Annotated in this window: 13 protein-coding genes and 1 pseudogene; 12 read left to right on the forward strand and 2 right to left on the reverse strand. The window is 70.6% G+C overall.

All coding sequences use genetic code 11. The annotated features are described in order from the left end of the window. Positions 1–9: 9 nt before the first annotated feature. Positions 10–687, reverse strand: a complete 678-nt coding sequence (locus APR03_RS05035) for a GOLPH3/VPS74 family protein (RefSeq protein WP_253833343.1) — start codon at positions 685–687, stop codon at positions 10–12. A gap of 279 nt (positions 688–966) precedes the next feature. Between APR03_RS05035 and APR03_RS05040 the strand changes: the two genes are divergently transcribed. The 5 genes from APR03_RS05040 to APR03_RS05060 all read left to right on the forward strand — a co-directional run bounded on the left by APR03_RS05040 (position 967) and on the right by APR03_RS05060 (position 6,458). Then, positions 967–1,968 carry an ABC transporter substrate-binding protein gene (locus APR03_RS05040; RefSeq protein WP_253833345.1) on the forward strand — a complete coding sequence of 334 codons (1,002 nt, stop codon included), beginning with the start codon at positions 967–969 and terminating at the stop codon, positions 1,966–1,968. Positions 1,969–2,047: 79 nt separating this feature from the next. Further along, a complete protein-coding gene (locus tag APR03_RS05045; RefSeq protein ID WP_253833347.1) occupies positions 2,048–3,574 on the forward strand; it encodes a sugar ABC transporter ATP-binding protein in 1,527 nt (508 codons plus the stop codon). Beyond that, positions 3,571–4,629 (forward strand): ABC transporter permease, encoded by a 1,059-nt coding sequence (locus APR03_RS05050; RefSeq protein ID WP_253833349.1) that lies wholly within the window; start codon positions 3,571–3,573, stop codon positions 4,627–4,629. The genes APR03_RS05045 and APR03_RS05050 overlap by 4 nt, the downstream gene beginning before the upstream one ends. Then, positions 4,626–5,618, forward strand: coding sequence for a galactofuranose ABC transporter, permease protein YjfF (gene yjfF, locus APR03_RS05055; RefSeq protein WP_253833351.1), 993 nt, complete (start codon positions 4,626–4,628; stop codon positions 5,616–5,618). The genes APR03_RS05050 and yjfF overlap by 4 nt, the downstream gene beginning before the upstream one ends. A 60-nt stretch (positions 5,619–5,678) precedes the next feature. Next, positions 5,679–6,458 (forward strand): GTP pyrophosphokinase, encoded by a 780-nt coding sequence (locus tag APR03_RS05060; RefSeq protein ID WP_253833353.1) that lies wholly within the window; start codon positions 5,679–5,681, stop codon positions 6,456–6,458. 152 nt (positions 6,459–6,610) lie between these two features. On the opposite strand, the gene arfA is transcribed toward APR03_RS05060, so the two are convergent. Continuing rightward, complete coding sequence (gene arfA / locus APR03_RS05065) at positions 6,611–8,146, reverse strand: arabinosylfuranosidase ArfA (protein WP_253833355.1); 1,536 nt, start codon at positions 8,144–8,146, stop codon at positions 6,611–6,613. A 118-nt stretch (positions 8,147–8,264) separates the two neighbouring features. Between arfA and APR03_RS05070 the strand changes: the two genes are divergently transcribed. The 7 genes and pseudogenes from APR03_RS05070 (at position 8,265) to APR03_RS05100 (ending at position 15,913) form a co-directional block, all read left to right on the forward strand. Then, entirely contained in the window at positions 8,265–9,341 is a 1,077-nt protein-coding gene (locus APR03_RS05070) for a LacI family DNA-binding transcriptional regulator (protein ID WP_253833359.1), read from the forward strand. Between the two features lie 244 nt (positions 9,342–9,585). Beyond that, positions 9,586–10,761, forward strand: coding sequence for a multiple monosaccharide ABC transporter substrate-binding protein (gene chvE / locus APR03_RS05075; RefSeq protein WP_253833360.1), 1,176 nt, complete (start codon positions 9,586–9,588; stop codon positions 10,759–10,761). 162 nt (positions 10,762–10,923) lie between these two features. Next, positions 10,924–12,492, forward strand: coding sequence for a multiple monosaccharide ABC transporter ATP-binding protein (mmsA, locus tag APR03_RS05080; RefSeq protein WP_253833361.1), 1,569 nt, complete (start codon positions 10,924–10,926; stop codon positions 12,490–12,492). After that, entirely contained in the window at positions 12,489–13,670 is a 1,182-nt protein-coding gene (gene mmsB / locus APR03_RS05085) for a multiple monosaccharide ABC transporter permease (RefSeq protein ID WP_253833362.1), read from the forward strand. The genes mmsA and mmsB overlap by 4 nt, the downstream gene beginning before the upstream one ends. A 145-nt stretch (positions 13,671–13,815) precedes the next feature. Further along, positions 13,816–14,424, forward strand: coding sequence for a TetR/AcrR family transcriptional regulator (locus APR03_RS05090; RefSeq protein WP_253833363.1), 609 nt, complete (start codon positions 13,816–13,818; stop codon positions 14,422–14,424). A gap of 26 nt (positions 14,425–14,450) precedes the next feature. After that, positions 14,451–14,942: pseudogene (locus tag APR03_RS05095) on the forward strand (ATP-binding cassette domain-containing protein); the annotation flags it as partial. 245 nt (positions 14,943–15,187) lie between these two features. Further along, positions 15,188–15,913, forward strand: a complete 726-nt coding sequence (locus APR03_RS05100; protein WP_253833365.1) for an ABC transporter permease — start codon at positions 15,188–15,190, stop codon at positions 15,911–15,913. Position 15,914: the final 1 nt, after the last annotated feature.

Here is a 15,914-nt window from a genome sequence, read left to right on the forward strand (position 1 = left end):
GAGGCTGGGTCAGCTCGTGGCCGAGGTGGTGGCGACCAGGACCGCCGTCGTGGCCGCCGTCAGAGCGTCGACCGCCTTCTTGACGGCGGCACCCGCCCACTGCGAGTCCGCGATCTCCTTGGCGCGCCGCCGCAGCGCCCTGCGGTCCTGGTCCGGGTAGACCTTGCGCACCAGGTCGGTCGCCAGCAGGAGCGAGACCAGGGCGGCGGTCCGTTCGTCCGGCGCCGTCCGGCCGATGAGCGCGTCGAGCAGGCGGGCGCGGACGGCGGCCTCCGGCGCCGCGTCATGCGCGGGCCACCTGGTCGTCGGGAAGAGCCCGAGGACCTTCGCCTGCTCGGCGCGCAGCACCCCGCCGGCGGCCAGCCGGTCCAGCAGGGTCTCGCGCACGCGCCGGCCCGTCGTGCCCTGCCCGGCCTTCCCCACGGCGTCCTGCGGCGTGCGGCCCTCCGTGGTCGTGAGCACGTCACGCAGCACCGGGTCGGCGGGCGCGGCGCGGCCGGTCGACCGGAACCGGCCCTTGCGGCCGCCGTCCGTGCCGTCCGACACGGTCAGCACGCCGTGCAGCGCGAGGTCGGCCGCGGCGGCCCCCGCCAGCCCGAGCTGAAGGTACTGCGTGCTGAGCAGCGGGCGGCCGGAGGTGTCGTCGAGGGCGAGGAGCAGGTACTCCTCGGCGAGGCTGAGCTGCACGGGTCCTCCTGTGGCGCGTCGTCGTGCCTCCAGCAGACCATCGATGGCCGTGCGGGACATCCGCCCCCGGGATGAACCGGCTCCCCTGCGCGGCGGATCGACGCAACGTTGAACCGGTTGTGGTGATCCTGTTCCCGTGCGGGCGAAAAAGGGGCACACTCGTTACCCGAATGTGACGCCGCGCACTATCTGTTGGCACTTTGTGAGCGCTAACATTCCAGGTGGGTACCACGCAGCTCGCACCCGCACGACGCCGTGCGGGGATCTCAAGGAGGAGACATGGCACGCACTACCCTCACCCGTTCCGTCCTCGCGGCGGTGTCGGCGGCAGCCCTGTTCACGCTCGGCGCGTGCGCCTCCGACGCCGGGTCCGGCACCGGGGGCGGTGGTGGTGGCGGGGCCGACGACGGCGTCATCACGCTCGGTTTCTCCCAGGTGGGCGCGGAGTCCGGCTGGCGCGCCGCCAACACCAAGTCCATCCAGGACACGCTGACCGCGGACAACGGCTTCGACCTGAAGTTCTCCGACGCGCAGCAGAAGCAGGAGAACCAGATCCAGGCGATCCGCTCCTACATCACCCAGGGCGTGGACGTCATCGCCTTCTCCCCGGTGGTCGAGACCGGGTGGGACGCGGTGCTCCAGGAGGCCAAGGACGCCGGCATCCCCGTGATCCTCACGGACCGCGCCGTCGACTCCGAGGACGAGAGCCTGTACGAGTCGTTCATCGGCTCCGACTTCGTCAAGGAGGGTCAGATGGCCGGCGAGTGGGTCGTCGACCAGTACGACGGCGAGGGCTACAAGGTCGTCGAGCTGCAGGGCACCACGGGTGCGGCACCGGCGATCGACCGCAAGGAGGGCTTCGAGTCGGCCATCGAGGGCTCGGACCTCGAGATCATCGACAGCCAGACCGGCAACTTCACGCGGGCCGAGGGCAAGACCGTCATGGAGGGCTTCCTCAACAAGCACGACGACATCGACCTCGTCTACGCGCACAACGACGACATGGGGCTGGGCGCCATCGAGGCCATCGAGGCCGCGGGCATGACCCCGGGCGAGGACATCAAGATCGTCACCGTCGACGCCGTGAAGGACGGCATGCAGGCGCTCGTCGACGGCAAGATCAACTACATCGTCGAGTGCAACCCGCTGCTCGGGCCGGACCTGGCGGAGATCGCCAAGAAGGTCGTCGCGGGCGAGGAGGTCGAGAAGCGGATCGTGGTCGAGGACCAGGCGTTCGACCAGGAGGCCGCGAAGGAAGCGCTGCCCACCCGCGAGTACTGACGCACAGACCCGAGGGCCGGGGCGGCGCGCTCCGCGTGCGCGTGCCGTCCCGACTCGCCCGGCTGACAGAAGGTCGAGGATGACCCAGCAGACACCACCGCCCGTCGTCGAGATGACCGGCGTCACCGTGGAGTTCCCGCCGGTGACGGCCCTCGACGGGGTCGATCTCCACCTGCGCCCCGGCGAGATCCACGCCCTCATGGGCGAGAACGGCGCGGGCAAGTCCACCCTCATCAAGGCCCTCACCGGCGTGTACTCCCCGACCGCGGGGACCATCCTGGTCGACGGCGCGGAGCACCGGTTCAGCGGGCCGGCGGACGCGCGGGCCCACGGCATCAGCACCGTGTACCAGGAGGTCAACCTCTGCGAGAACCTCACCGTCGCGGAGAACATCATGCTCGGCGCGGAGCCGCGCGTGCTGGGTGGTCTGAACTGGCGGGCGATGCGCCGCCAGGCGGCGGCGCACCTGCGACGGATGGGCCTCGACATCGACCCGGCGTCCTCGCTCGGGTCGCACTCGCTCGCGGTGCAGCAGCTCGTCGCCATCTGCCGGGCCACGGTCGGGGACTGCAAGGTGCTCATCCTCGACGAGCCCACCTCCAGCCTCGACGCCGACGAGGTGGCGCACCTGTTCGCCGTCATGCGCTCCCTGCGGGACGAGGGCGTGGCGATCCTGTTCGTGAGCCACTTCCTGGACCAGGTCTACGAGGTGTCCGACCGGATGACGGTGCTGCGCAACGGCGGCCTGGTCGGCGAGTTCGTCACCGCCGACCTGCCGGCCGCCGAGCTCGTGCAGCACATGATCGGCCGGTCCATGGACGTCCTGGAGGCCGCCGAGGAGGCAGCCGAGCGCGCCGAGCGCCCGGCGGGCGCCACGCCGCTGCTGCAGGTGGTGGGCCTCGGGCGCAAGGGATCGGTCCAGCCCTTCGACCTCGACCTGTACGAGGGTGAGGTGGTGGGGCTCGCCGGCCTGCTCGGCTCGGGGCGCACCGAGCTGGCGCGCCTGCTCACGGGCGCCGACCGGGCCGACGTCGGACAGGCCCGCGTGTCCGGGCGGCCGACCCGGCTGCGGAACCCGCGCGTGGCGATGGGCCACGGCATCGCGTACACGTCGGAGGACCGCAAGGGGGAGGGCGTCGTGGACGGCCTCACCGTGCGGGAGAACATCGTGCTCGCGCTCCAGGCCGAGCGCGGCTGGATGCGGCCGCTGCCCCGCCGCCAGGTGGACGAGCTGGTCGCGGGGTACATCGAGCGGCTCGGCATCCGGCCCGCCGACCCGGAGGCGCTGCTGCGCAACCTGTCGGGCGGCAACCAGCAGAAGGTGCTGCTCGCCCGGTGGCTCGCCACCGCCCCGAGGCTGCTCGTGCTGGACGAGCCGACGCGCGGTATCGACGTCGGGGCCAAGGCCGAGATCCAGAAGCTCGTGGCGGAGCTGGCGGCGGACGGCATGTCCGTCGTCTTCATCTCCGCCGAGCTGGAGGAGGTGCTGCGCATCTCGCACCGCATCGCGGTGCTGCGCGACCGGCGCAAGGTGGCCGAGATCGACGGGGACGGCGCCTCGATGGACCGGGTGGTCGACCTCATCGCCGGAGGTGGTGCGGCATGAGGGACGTGCTGCGGCATCACCTGTTCTGGCCGGTGGCCGCCCTGGTCGCGCTGCTGGTCGCCAACACGGTCGCCCGCCCCGGCTTCCTCGCGGTCACCGTACGGGACGGCCACCTCTTCGGGGCGCCGGTCGACATCCTGCGCACGACGGCGCCGCTGCTGCTCGTGGCGCTCGGCATGACCCTGGTCATCGCCACCCGCGGCATCGACCTGTCCGTCGGCGCCGTGGTGGCCGTCTCGGGGGCCGTCGCGCTGTCGCACCTCGCGTCGGCGCCGGACCCCGCCGCCCCCGGCACCGTGCTCACCGCGATCGGCCTGGCGCTGGCGCTGTGCCTGGTGCTGGGCGTGTGGAACGGGTTCCTGGTGTCCGTGCTCGGCATCCAGCCGATCATCGCCACGCTCATCCTGATGACGGCGGGGCGCGGCGTCGCCATGCTGATCACGGGCGGCATGATCACCACGGTCAACAGTGCGCCGTTCAAGGTGCTCGGCTCCGGGTTCTGGCTGGGGCTGCCCACGGCCGCCGTCCTCGCGTTCGGTGTGTTCGCCGTCGTCGCGTACGTGGTGCGGCGCACCGCGCTCGGCATGCTGCTCGAGGCCACGGGCATCAACCCGGCCGCGAGCCGACTGTCCGGCGTACGGTCCAGGACCCTGACCTGGACCGTGTACGCCGCGTCGGGTCTGTTCGCCGGGCTCGCGGGCCTGCTGATCAGCGCCGACACCATGGCGGCCGACGCGAACAACGCCGGTCTGTTCATCGAGCTCGACGCGATCCTCGCGGTGGTGATCGGCGGCACGGCGCTCTCGGGCGGCAAGTTCAACCTGTCCGGCACCCTGGTGGGTGCGCTGGTCATCGCGACCCTCGAGCGCACGGTGACCGTGCTGGGCATCTCGCCGCTGGTCACGCCCCTGTTCATGGCCCTGGTCGTCATCGCGGTGACGCTGCTGCAGTCGCCTCGCATGCGGGAGCGGCTGACCGCGGTGCGCCGGCGGCCCACCACCGGTGCGCAGCGGCCCGCCGCGCGCCCCGACCCGACGGAGGTGACGGCCGGATGACGACGTCGGCCCCCGCTCGCTGGACGGCGGCGCTGCCGGTGCGCCTCGACCGGCGCTACCTGCCCGTGCTGGGCACGTTCGTGGTGCTCGCCCTCATGCTGGTCGTGGGCGGCACCCGGTACGACAACTTCCTGACGCCCGCCGTGGTGTCCAACCTGTTCATCAACAACGCGCACCTCGTGGTGCTCGCGGTCGGCATGACCTTCGTCATCCTCACCGGCGGCATCGACCTGTCGGTGGGAGCCGTGCTCGCGCTGTCCACCGTGGTCACCGCGGCCCTGCTGCAGGCGGGCTGGCCCGTACCCGTGGTGCTCCCGCTCGCCGTCGGCGTCGGCACCGTGATCGGCCTGGCGCACGGCCTGATGATCCACTACTTCCAGGTGCAGCCGTTCGTGGCCACGCTCGCCGGCATGTTCTTCGCCCGCGGGCTGTGCTTCCTCATCGCGCCCGAGTCCATCGCCATCGGCGACCCGGCCTTCGTGGGGCTCGCGAGCTGGGTGCAGATCGCGGGCCAGTGGCGCATGACGTCCAGCGTGCTGATCGCGCTGATCGTGCTCGGCCTCGCCTTCCTGGTGCTGCACCTCACGCGGTTCGGGCGCACCGTGTACGCCATCGGCGGGGGCGAGCAGTCCGCCCTCCTCATGGGCCTGCCCGTTGCCCGCACCAAGGTGCTCGCCTACGTGGTGAGCGGCACGTGCGCCGGGCTCGGCGGCCTGCTGTTCGCGATGTACTCGCGGTCCGGCTACTCGCTCACCGGCGTGGCCATGGAGCTCGACGCCATCGCCGCGGTGGTCATCGGCGGCACGCTGCTCACGGGCGGCACCGGGTTCGTGCTCGGCTCGGTGCTGGGCGTGCTCGTGCTCGGGCTGATCCAGACCATCATCACGTTCGAGGGCACGCTGAGCTCCTGGTGGACCCGCATCGTGATCGGCGTGCTGCTCCTGGTCTTCGTGCTGCTCCAGCGGGCCTTGAGCCTGCGCCGCACCTAGGGTCGCCACGGGTGCGGGTTTCGCACCCACGGGACCACCGTCAGCCCGTACGGTGGTCCCGTGAGCAAGCTGCCCGAGGACGTCCGGGAACGTCCTGTGCCTGATCCCGCCGAGCTGCGCCAGCTGGTCGCCGACCTGCGCCGTCTGGTGCTGACCTACAAGTTCGGCATCGACGAGGTCATGACCAAGATCACGATCCTGCGGGACGAGTTCCGGCACATGCAGAACTACAACCCCGTGGAGCACGTGGGATCGCGGCTCAAGTCCTTCGAGTCGATCGTCGCGAAGTGCCGGCGCAAGGGCATCCCGCTGACGCCCGAGGGCGTGCGCGAGCAGATGTTCGACGTCGCCGGGGTGCGGATCACCTGCAGCTTCGTCAACGACATCTATCTGGTGCGCGACATGCTCCTGGCGCAGTCGGACCTGACCCTGCTGGAGGAGCGCGACTACATCAAGCACCCGAAGGCCACCGGGTACAAGTCGCTGCACCTCATCGTGCAGATCCCGGTCTACCTGTCCGACCGGGTCGAGAAGGTCATCGTCGAGATCCAGCTGCGCACCATCGCGATGGACTTCTGGGCGAGCCTGGAGCACAAGATCTACTACAAGTACGACGGCGACGTGCCCCGCCACCTGACCGACTCGCTCAAGCTCGCCTCCGACGTCGCCTGGTCGCTCGACACCTCGATGGAACGCATCCACGACGAGGTCAAGGCGATCTCGGGCGACGAGGAACCGGTGGCGAGCCGGCACAACCTGCACACGCCGGAGGAGATGCTGCGCGACTTCTGGCGTGCGGCGGAGGCCGACGGCGGTTTCGGCTTCGACAGCGAACCCTGACCCCCTCCGCCGAAGTAGAACTGCAGCGAAGTAGAACTGCAGCGAAGTAGAACTGCAGCGAGATAGAACCGGAGCCCGGCTGCAGTTCTACTTCGCTGCAGTTCTATTTCGCCCTGGTTCTATCTCGCTGCAGTTCTACTTCGGCGGAGGTTCTACTTCGGCGAGGCCAGGGTGCCCGACAGCGCCGTCCAGGACTCCGGCGCGAGCGTCACCGTGGTCGTCGTGCCGTCGCCTGTCGCGACCCGGGTCGCGACGTCGAACGCGCCCCAGTGCTCCGCCGCGACCTTCCGCGCGTGCTCCGGCCCGGCGACGGCGGCCTCGTGGTCGGCGGTCATGGTCCAGCCCTCCGCGACGTCGAGCGACGCGCCCAGGTGCGCCAGCTCGACCTCGACCGGCTCGGCCGAGCGGTTGGTCAGGAACAGGGCGAGGGCTCCGTCGGCCAGGGTCGCCGCCGCCGTCACGGAGGGCACGTCGCCGTGCGCCGCGGTGGTGATGGCCGGGGTGGACACGCGCAGGTCGAGGGCCTCGCCGTGGGCGAGCCGCGCCGTCGTCGCGAACGGGTGGAAGGTGGGCTGCCGCCAGGCCTCACCGCCCGGCTCGGTCATGATCGGCGCGATGACGTTGACGAGCTGGGCCAGGCAGGCGACGGGCACGCGGTCGGCGTGGTTGAGCAGCGTGACCAGCAGGTCTCCCACGACCACGGCGTCGAGCCCCGAGTAGACGTCCTCGATGATGCGGGGAGCGTCGCGCTGGATCGGCAGGTTCTCCTCGCCCGGGAACCGCGTGGTGAGGTACCAGACGTTCCACTCGTCGAAGCTCACGGTGATCTTCTTGTCGGACCGGCGCTGCGCCCCGACGGCGTCGGCCGAGGCCACGACCCGCTCGATGAACCGGTCCATCGCGGTGCCCGAGCCGAGGAACGACGCGCGGTCGCCGTCGACCTCCTCGTAGTACGCGTGCATGGACACGTGGTCCACCACGTCGTAGGTGTGCTCCAGGACGGTGCGTTCCCACGCGCCGAACGTCTCCATCTGCATGGACGACGAGCCGCACACGACCAGCTCGATCGTCGGGTCGACCAGCTTCATCGCGGCGCCCGTGTTGCGGGCCAGCCTGCCGTACTCGTGCGCGTCCTTGTGGCCGATCTGCCAGGGGCCGTCCATCTCGTTGCCCAGGCACCAGAGCTTGACGCCGTACGGCTCCTCGCGGCCGTTGGCGATGCGCAGGTCGGCCCAGCGCGTGCCCGCCTCCCCGTTGCAGTACTCCAGCAGCGCGACGGCCTCCTCGACGCCCCGCGTGCCGAGGTTGACCGCCATCATCGGCTCGATGCCCTCGCGCTCGGCCCACTGCAGGAACTCGTCCGTGCCCACGAGGTTGGGCTCGACGGTGCGCCATGCCAGGTCGAGGAACGGCTTGCGCTGCTCGACCGGCCCCACCGCGTCCTCCCAGCGGTAGTTCGACACGAAGTTGCCGCCGGGATACCGGACGGTCGTCACGCCGAGCTCGCGGGTCAGGTCGGCGACGTCACGGCGGAACCCGTGCTCGTCGGACGCCGGGTGCCCCGGCTCGTGGATCCCCGTGTAGACGGCGCGGCCCAGGTGCTCCACGAAGGAGCCGAACAGGCGGCGGTCCACGGTGCCGACGGTGAAGTCGGGGTGCAGCAGGACGCGGGTGCGGGAGGTCGTCATTGTTCCTCGCTGGTCGGTGGGGGCTGTTCTACAACGTTGCACAGTAGCCGATGGCCGACGCGGCGGCGAGGTCCGTCCTCTACCCTGTGGACAAACTTGCGGAGCGGAGGCAGGCAGCGTGGCCGTGACGATGCACGACGTGGCGCAGCGCGCCGGCGTCTCCATCAAGACCGTGTCGAACGTGGTGAACGGGTACCCGTACATCCGCGCGGCCACCAAGGAGCGCGTCGAGGCCGCGATCGAGGAGCTCGGCTACCGCGTCAACATGTCCGCGCGAAACCTGCGCACCCGGCGCACGGGGCTGATCACCCTCGCGGTGCCCGAGCTCTCGCTCCCGTACTTCGCGGAGCTGGCCGACGCCGTCATCTCCGCCGCCGACGCCGCCGGCTGGACCGTGCTCATCGAGCAGACCAGCGCGAGCCGCGAGCGCGAGACCGAGGTGCTCTCGGGGCGGCGCAGGCACCTCACCGACGGCCTGATCTTCTCGCCGCTAGCGCTCGGCCCCGACGACCTCGGGCTGTTCTCCGTCGACTTCCCGCTGGTGATCCTCGGGGAGCGCGTCTTCGGCGCGCCCGCCGACCACGTGACCATGAACAACGTGGCCGCGGCCAAGGCCGCCACGCTGCACCTCGCGTCGCTGGGCCGCCGCCGGATCGCGGTGATCGGGGCGCACGAGGGGGAGCGGGCCGGGTCGGCCGCGCTGCGCACCGAGGGCTACCGGGAGGGCCTGGCCGAGGCGGGCCTGTCCTACGACCCCGCGCTCGTGCGCGAGGCCGTCCCGTGGCACCGGTCGACCGGCGCGGAGGCCGTGGGCCGCATGCTGGACGACGGCGTCGACTTCGACGCCGTCTTCGCGCTCAACGACGCCCTGGCCCTCGGCGCGCTCCACGCGCTGCACGCGCACCGGGTCGACGTGCCGGGGCAGGTCGCGCTCATCGGGTTCGACGACGTCGACGACGCGCGCTTCGCCGTGCCTGCGCTGTCCTCGGTGGACCCGGGGCGGGACCAGATCGCCCAGACCGCCGTCGACCTGCTCGTCGAGCGGATCGGGGCATCGGGCGACCCGGCGCCCTTCCGGCGGGTGGTGCCGGACTCGCGCATCGTCGGCAGGGAGTCGACGGGCGAGGACGGCTCGGTCGTCGGCGTGCAGCACGGCGGCACCGAGCCGGTGGCGGCCGCGCCCGCCCGGGCGTGAGACCCACGCTGCCCGGCCGGCGGTGCCAGCCCTTGACGGTATCGATGCCGTAACCATCCCAGTGGTTCCCGATGCTCGTCGCCGACCCCGGCTACGGTGAACTCCGTCATCGCTCGTGGCGGCGTTCACCCGGCACGGTTTTGACCAACTGCCTTGTGAGCGATCACAATCTGTTGCGTTCACAAAGTGAAGTCGGCCGGGGTCGCAGAGACGTGCCCGGGCACACACTCGAAGAGGAGAAGTCATGGCAAGGAAGCTGTGGGCCAAGCGCGGTATGGCCGCGCTGGCGACGGGCGCTGTGGCCGTGTCGCTCGCTGCGTGCGGCGGTGGCGGTGCCGGCGGTGGCGGCGGTGCCGGTGCCGGTGGCGGGGACGGCGAGGAGGGCGGCCTGGTCGGCGTCGCCATGCCGACCCAGACGTACGAGCGCTGGATCGCGGACGGCAACGCCGTCAAGTCGGGTCTGGAGGAGGCCGGGTACGACGTCGACCTGCAGTTCGCGGGCGACGACATCCCGACCCAGCAGCAGCAGATCGACGCGATGATCAACAAGGGCGCCGAGGCGCTCATCATCGCCTCGATCGACGGCACCGCGCTGGGCAGCCAGCTCGAGGCCGCTGCCGCCGCGGACATCCCGGTGATCTCCTACGACCGCCTGATCCGCGACTCGGAGAACGTGAACTTCTACGTCACGTTCGACAACTACCAGGTGGGCGTGCAGCAGGGCACCTCGCTGCTGACCGGCCTGGGCATCCTCGACGAGAACGGCGAGGAGGCCGCTGACGCGCCCGAGGGCCCGTTCAACATCGAGATCTTCGCGGGCTCGCCCGACGACAACAACGCCGGGTTCTTCTACGACGGCGCCATGTCGGTGCTCCAGCCGTACCTCGACGACGAGACGCTCGTCGTGCCGTCGGAGCAGACCGACTTCGGCACCGTCGCCATCCAGCGCTGGGAGCAGGAGCGTGCGCAGAAGCGCATGGAGGACCTGCTGACCTCGACCTACACCAAGGGTGACGTGACGGTCGACGGCGTGCTCGCCCCGGCCGACGTGCTCTCGCGCGGTGTCATCACGGCGCTGGAGAACTCCGGCTACGGCAAGGGCGACCTCGCGATGCCGATCGTCACCGGTCAGGACGCCGAGGCGGCGTCGGCCAAGCTGATCCAGGACGACGTGCAGTACTCGACCATCTTCAAGGACACGCGTCTGCTGGCCGAGCAGGCCGTCACCGCGGCCACGTCCTACCTGCAGGGCGAGGAGCCCGAGGCCAACGACACCGAGACGTACGACAACGGCGTGAAGGTCGTGCCGTCGTACCTGCTGCCCACGGTGATCGTCACGAAGGACAACCTCGAGGCGGAGCTCATCGACTCCGGCTACCTCACCGAGGAAGAGGTCTCGACGGGTCAGGTCGACGAGTAAGGCCTGACGCCTCGTAGGTCCGGCCGACCCGGCTGACGCCCCGGCCCCGCCTGCCGGTGGTCGCGCTCCCAAGGGCGCGCGACCACCGGCCGGCCGGGCCGGGGCCGACGGGTCGGCTCCCGCAAGATCACTATTGGCGACAAGTACGCGACAAGGACTGGCATGGCCGATTCGGCGCCGACCGACATCCTCGAGATGCGCGGCATCACCAAGACATTCCCTGGGGTCAAGGCGCTCCAGGACGTCAACCTCACCGTCCGCCGGGGCGAGATCCACGCGATCTGCGGCGAGAACGGGGCGGGCAAGTCCACCCTGATGAAGGTGCTGTCGGGCGTCTACCCGTTCGGCTCCTACGAGGGTGACATCGTGCTCGACGGCGAGACCGCCCAGTTCGGCACGATCAACGACTCCGAGGCGCGGGGCGTGGTGATCATCCACCAGGAGCTCGCCCTCGTCCCGTACCTGTCGATCGCCGAGAACATCTTCCTCGGCAACGAGCGCCGCCGTACGGGCGGGGCCATCGACTGGAACAAGACCAACGCCGAGGCGTCCGCGCTGCTGGCGCGGGTGGGCCTGAGCGAGTCGCCGACGACGCCCATCTCCGCGCTCGGCGTGGGCAAGCAGCAGCTCGTGGAGATCGCCAAGGCGATCTCCAAGGACGTGCGCCTGCTCATCCTGGACGAGCCGACGGCGGCGCTGAACGACAACGACTCCGAGCACCTGCTCGGCCTGCTCCGGCAGTTCAAGGAGCAGGGCATCACCTCGATCATGATCTCCCACAAGCTGGCGGAGATCGCCGAGATCGCGGACCGCACCACGATCATCCGCGACGGCCGGTCGATCGAGACCTTCGACATGGCCACGGCCGGCGAGTCGTCCGAGGCGGTCCAGAACCGCATCATCCGCGGCATGGTGGGTCGTGACCTCGACAACCGCTACCCCGACCGTGAGTCGCACCCCGGCGAGGAGGTGCTCCGCGTCGAGGACTGGACGGTCTACCACCCCACCCAGCCCGGGCGCGTCGTCGTCGAGAACGCGAGCCTGAACGTCCGGGCCGGCGAGGTCGTCGGCATCGCCGGGCTGATGGGCGCCGGCCGCACCGAGCTCGCGATGTCGCTGTTCGGCCGGTCCTACGGCCGGGACATCAGCGGCAAGGCGTACCTGCACGGCAAGGAGATCGACGTGCACAGCGTGCCCGCCGCCATCCGGTCGGGTATCGCGTACGTGTCGGAGGACCGCAAGCAGTACGGGCTCAACCTCATCGAGGACATCCGCCGCAACATCTCCGCCGCGGGCCTCGGCAAGCTGGCGAAGAACGGCTTCGTCGACGAGAACGAGGAGCTCAAGGTCGCGGAGGAGTACCGCGCGTCCATGAACATCCGCACCCCCAACGTGCTGACGGAGGTGGGCAAGCTCTCGGGCGGCAACCAGCAGAAGGTCGTGCTGTCCAAGTGGCTGTACACCGCGCCCGAGGTGCTGATCCTCGACGAGCCCACCCGCGGCATCGACGTCGGCGCCAAGTACGAGATCTACACCATCATCAACGAGCTGGTCGCTGCCGGGAAGGCGGTGCTGGTCATCTCCTCGGAGCTCCCTGAGCTGCTCGGGATCTGCGACCGCATCTACACCCTGGCCTTCGGCCGCATCACCGGCGAGGTCGACGTGCCCTCCGCCACCCAGGAAGGACTCATGGCCCTCATGACCCAGGAGACGCAGGAGACGAAGGCATGACCGGCATCGCCAACATCCGGGACCTGCTCACCCGGAACATCCGCACCAGCGGTATCTACATCGCGTTCGTGCTGATCATCGTGCTGTTCTCGGTGCTCACCAACGGACTGCTCCTCAGCTCGCGCAACCTCACCAGCCTCGTGCTGCAGTTCTCGTACATCCTGATCCTCGCCATCGGCATGGTGATCATCATCATCGGCGGGCACATCGACCTGTCGGTGGGGTCGGTGGTCGCGCTCACCGGCGCCATCGCCGCCGTCGTCGTCGTGCGGAACGGCATGCCCTGGTGGGTCGGCGTGCTCGCGGCGCTCGGCACCGGGTTGCTGGTCGGGGCCTGGCAAGGGTTCTGGGTGGCGTACGTCGGGATCCCAGCGTTCATCGTGACGCTGGCCGGCATGCTCCTGTTCCGCGGCCTCACGCTCCAGGTGCTGAACAACGTCTCGCTCTCGCCGTTCCCGAGCGAGTACACGAGCATCGCCACCGGCTTCTTCAACGGCCTGCTCGGCGGCTACGGCTACGACACCTTCACGCTCGTCATCTTCGCGATCGGCGTGCTCGGCTTCGCGTACAACGCCTGGCGCACCCGCCGGGCCCGGATCGCCTACAACCAGACGGTCGAGGCGCCGGCGCTGTTCGTGCTGAAGATCGTGGTGATCGCCGCCGTCGTCATGTGGTTCGCATGGAACCTCGCCACGTACCGCGGTCTCCCTGCCGTGCTGATCATCCTGGCCGTGCTGGTGATGGCCTACACGCTGGTCACCAAGCACAGCGTGTTCGGCCGCCACGTCTACGCCATCGGCGGCAACCTCGCCGCGGCGCAGCTGTCCGGCGTGCGGGTCAAGCGCGTGAACTTCTGGATGTTCGTGAACATGGGCTTCCTCGCCTCCGTCGCGGGCATCGTGTTCTCCGCGCGGTCGAGTGCCGCCCAGCCGGGCGCGGGCAACATGTTCGAGCTCGACGCGATCGCGGCCTGCTTCATCGGTGGCGCCGCAGTGACCGGCGGTATCGGCACCGTGACCGGCGCCATGGTCGGTGGCCTCATCATGGCCGTCATGTCGAACGGCATGTCGCTCATGGGCGTGGACCAGTCCACGCAGCAGATCGTCAAGGGCGTCGTGCTGCTGCTGGCCGTCGCGTTCGACGTCTGGAACAAGAAGCGGGCGGCCGCCACCCGCTGACACTCGCCCCGCCGAGATAGAACCGTGGCGAGATAGAACCGTGGCGAGGTAGAACCGCAGACTTGCGCTGCAGTTCTATCTCGCCACGGTTCTATCTCGCCACGGTTCTATCTCGGCGTTTCTGGGGGTGGGCGAGAATGGGCGGATGGCTGATGCTGCTCCCGCACCGCGCCGCGGCAGGAGGCCCGCCGGGCAGGACGCGCGCGCCGAGATCTTGGCCGCCGCGCGCGACGAGTTCGTCGAGCGCGGCTACGAGGCCGCCTCGCTGCGCTCCGTCGCCCGCCGGGCCGGCGTCGATCCCGGCACCGTGCGGCACTGGTTCCCCGACAAGCCGCGCCTGCTCACGGCGACCCTCGGCGTCGCGGGCATCGAGCCCGCCGCGGTCGTCGAGCGGGTCACCGACGGCCCCGTCGAGACGCTCGGCGAGCGTCTGCTGGAGGCGGTCATCGGCCTCTGGGACTTCGACGACGGCGACACCGTGCGCGTGGTGCTGCCGGCGATCATCGCGGACGCAGAGCTGCGCGGGCTGCTGCCGCAGTTCATCGGGGCCGCGATCCTGCGGCCGGTGGTCCGGGCGCTCGGTACGGTCGACGCCCCGCTGCGCACCTCGCTGGTCGCCTCGCAGATGGCGGGGGTGCTCATGACCCGGTACCTGGTGCGGCTGGAACCTCTCGCGTCGCTGTCGCCCGGCGAGGTCGCGCGGCTCGTCGGCCCCAATCTCCAGCGGTACCTCACCGGAGACCTTGCGTCCTGACACCGGGCGGGCGCACAATTCATCACATGAGGAAAAACGCGGTCGTCATCGCCGGGCTGCGGGTGGTGCGCGGCGGCCGGCCGGTCATCGACGGCCTGGACCTGTCCGTGCCCGCGGGGTCCGTCGTGGGGCTGCTCGGGCCGTCCGGGTCCGGCAAGACGACGCTCATGCGCAGCGTCGTCGGCGTGCAGGCTAGTGTCACGGGTTCCGTCGAGGTGCTCGGCGCGACGGCCGGCACGCCGGCGCTGCGCCGGCGCGTGGGCTACATGACGCAGGACGCGAGCGTCTACACCGACCTCACCGTGGTCCAGAACCTCCGGTACTTCGCGGCGCTGGCCGGCGTGCCGTCACCCGCCCGGGCCGTGGCGGCCGCCGTCGCGACCGTCGACCTGGGTGGGCACGAGAGGCAGCGGGTCGGCACGCTGTCCGGGGGCGAACGGTCCCGGGTCTCGCTGGCCGCGGCCCTGGTCGGCGACCCTGAGCTGCTCGTGCTCGACGAGCCCACGGTGGGTCTGGACCCGGTGCTGCGGCGCGACCTGTGGGCGGTGTTCCGCCGGCTCGCCGCCGAGGGGCGCACGCTCCTGGTCTCCAGCCACGTCATGGACGAGGCCACGCAGTGCGACCGGCTGCTCCTCATGCGCGCGGGCGGGCTCGTCGCGGACACCACGCCGGACGACCTGCTGGCCGGCACCGGGGCGCCCGACGCCGAGCGCGCGTTCCTCACCCTGATCGACCGGGCCGCCCGACGCGAGGAGGACGTCCGATGAGCCCGACCCTCGCCACCGCGGGCCGCGTGCTGGCCCAGCTCCGCGGCGACCACCGCACGGTCGCGCTCATCCTGCTGCTGCCGTGCCTGCTGATCGGCCTCATCGCGTGGATGTTCGACGACCAGCCCCAGGTGCTCGACCAGTTCGGCCCCATGCTCGTAGGTCTGTTCCCGCTGATCGTGATGTTCCTGGTCACGAGCGTGGCGACGCTGCGCGAACGGCAGTCCGGCACGCTGGAGCGGCTCATGACCACGCCCATCCGCCGGGGCGACCTCGTGGCGGGCTACGCTCTCGCGTTCGCGACGCTCGCGCTGGTCCAGGCGCTCGTCGTGGTCGGCTTCGCCGTGCTCGTGGGCATGGACGTCGAGGGACCGCTCGGGCTGGTCGTCGTGGTCGCGCTGCTCGACGCGATCCTCGGCTGCACCCTGGGCCTGGCCGCCTCGGCGCTGGCCCGGAGCGAGTTCCAGGCGGTGCAGATGATGCCGGCCGTCCTGTTCCCGCAGCTCATCACGTGCGGGCTGCTCATGCCCCGGGACCAGATGCCGCAGGTGCTCGAGTGGCTGTCCCGCGCCTTCCCGCTGACCTACGCGATCGAGGCGATGACGTCGCTCGCGGCGGGGGCCGAGTGGGCGGGAATCCGCGGCGCCGTCGGCGTGATCGGCCTGTTCATCGTGGGCGCGGCGCTGCTCGGCGTCCTCACTCTTCGCCGCCGCACCCCCTGAC

This window comes from Promicromonospora thailandica (assembly GCF_024171955.1).
In the GTDB taxonomy this organism is placed as follows: domain Bacteria; phylum Actinomycetota; class Actinomycetes; order Actinomycetales; family Cellulomonadaceae; genus Promicromonospora; species Promicromonospora thailandica.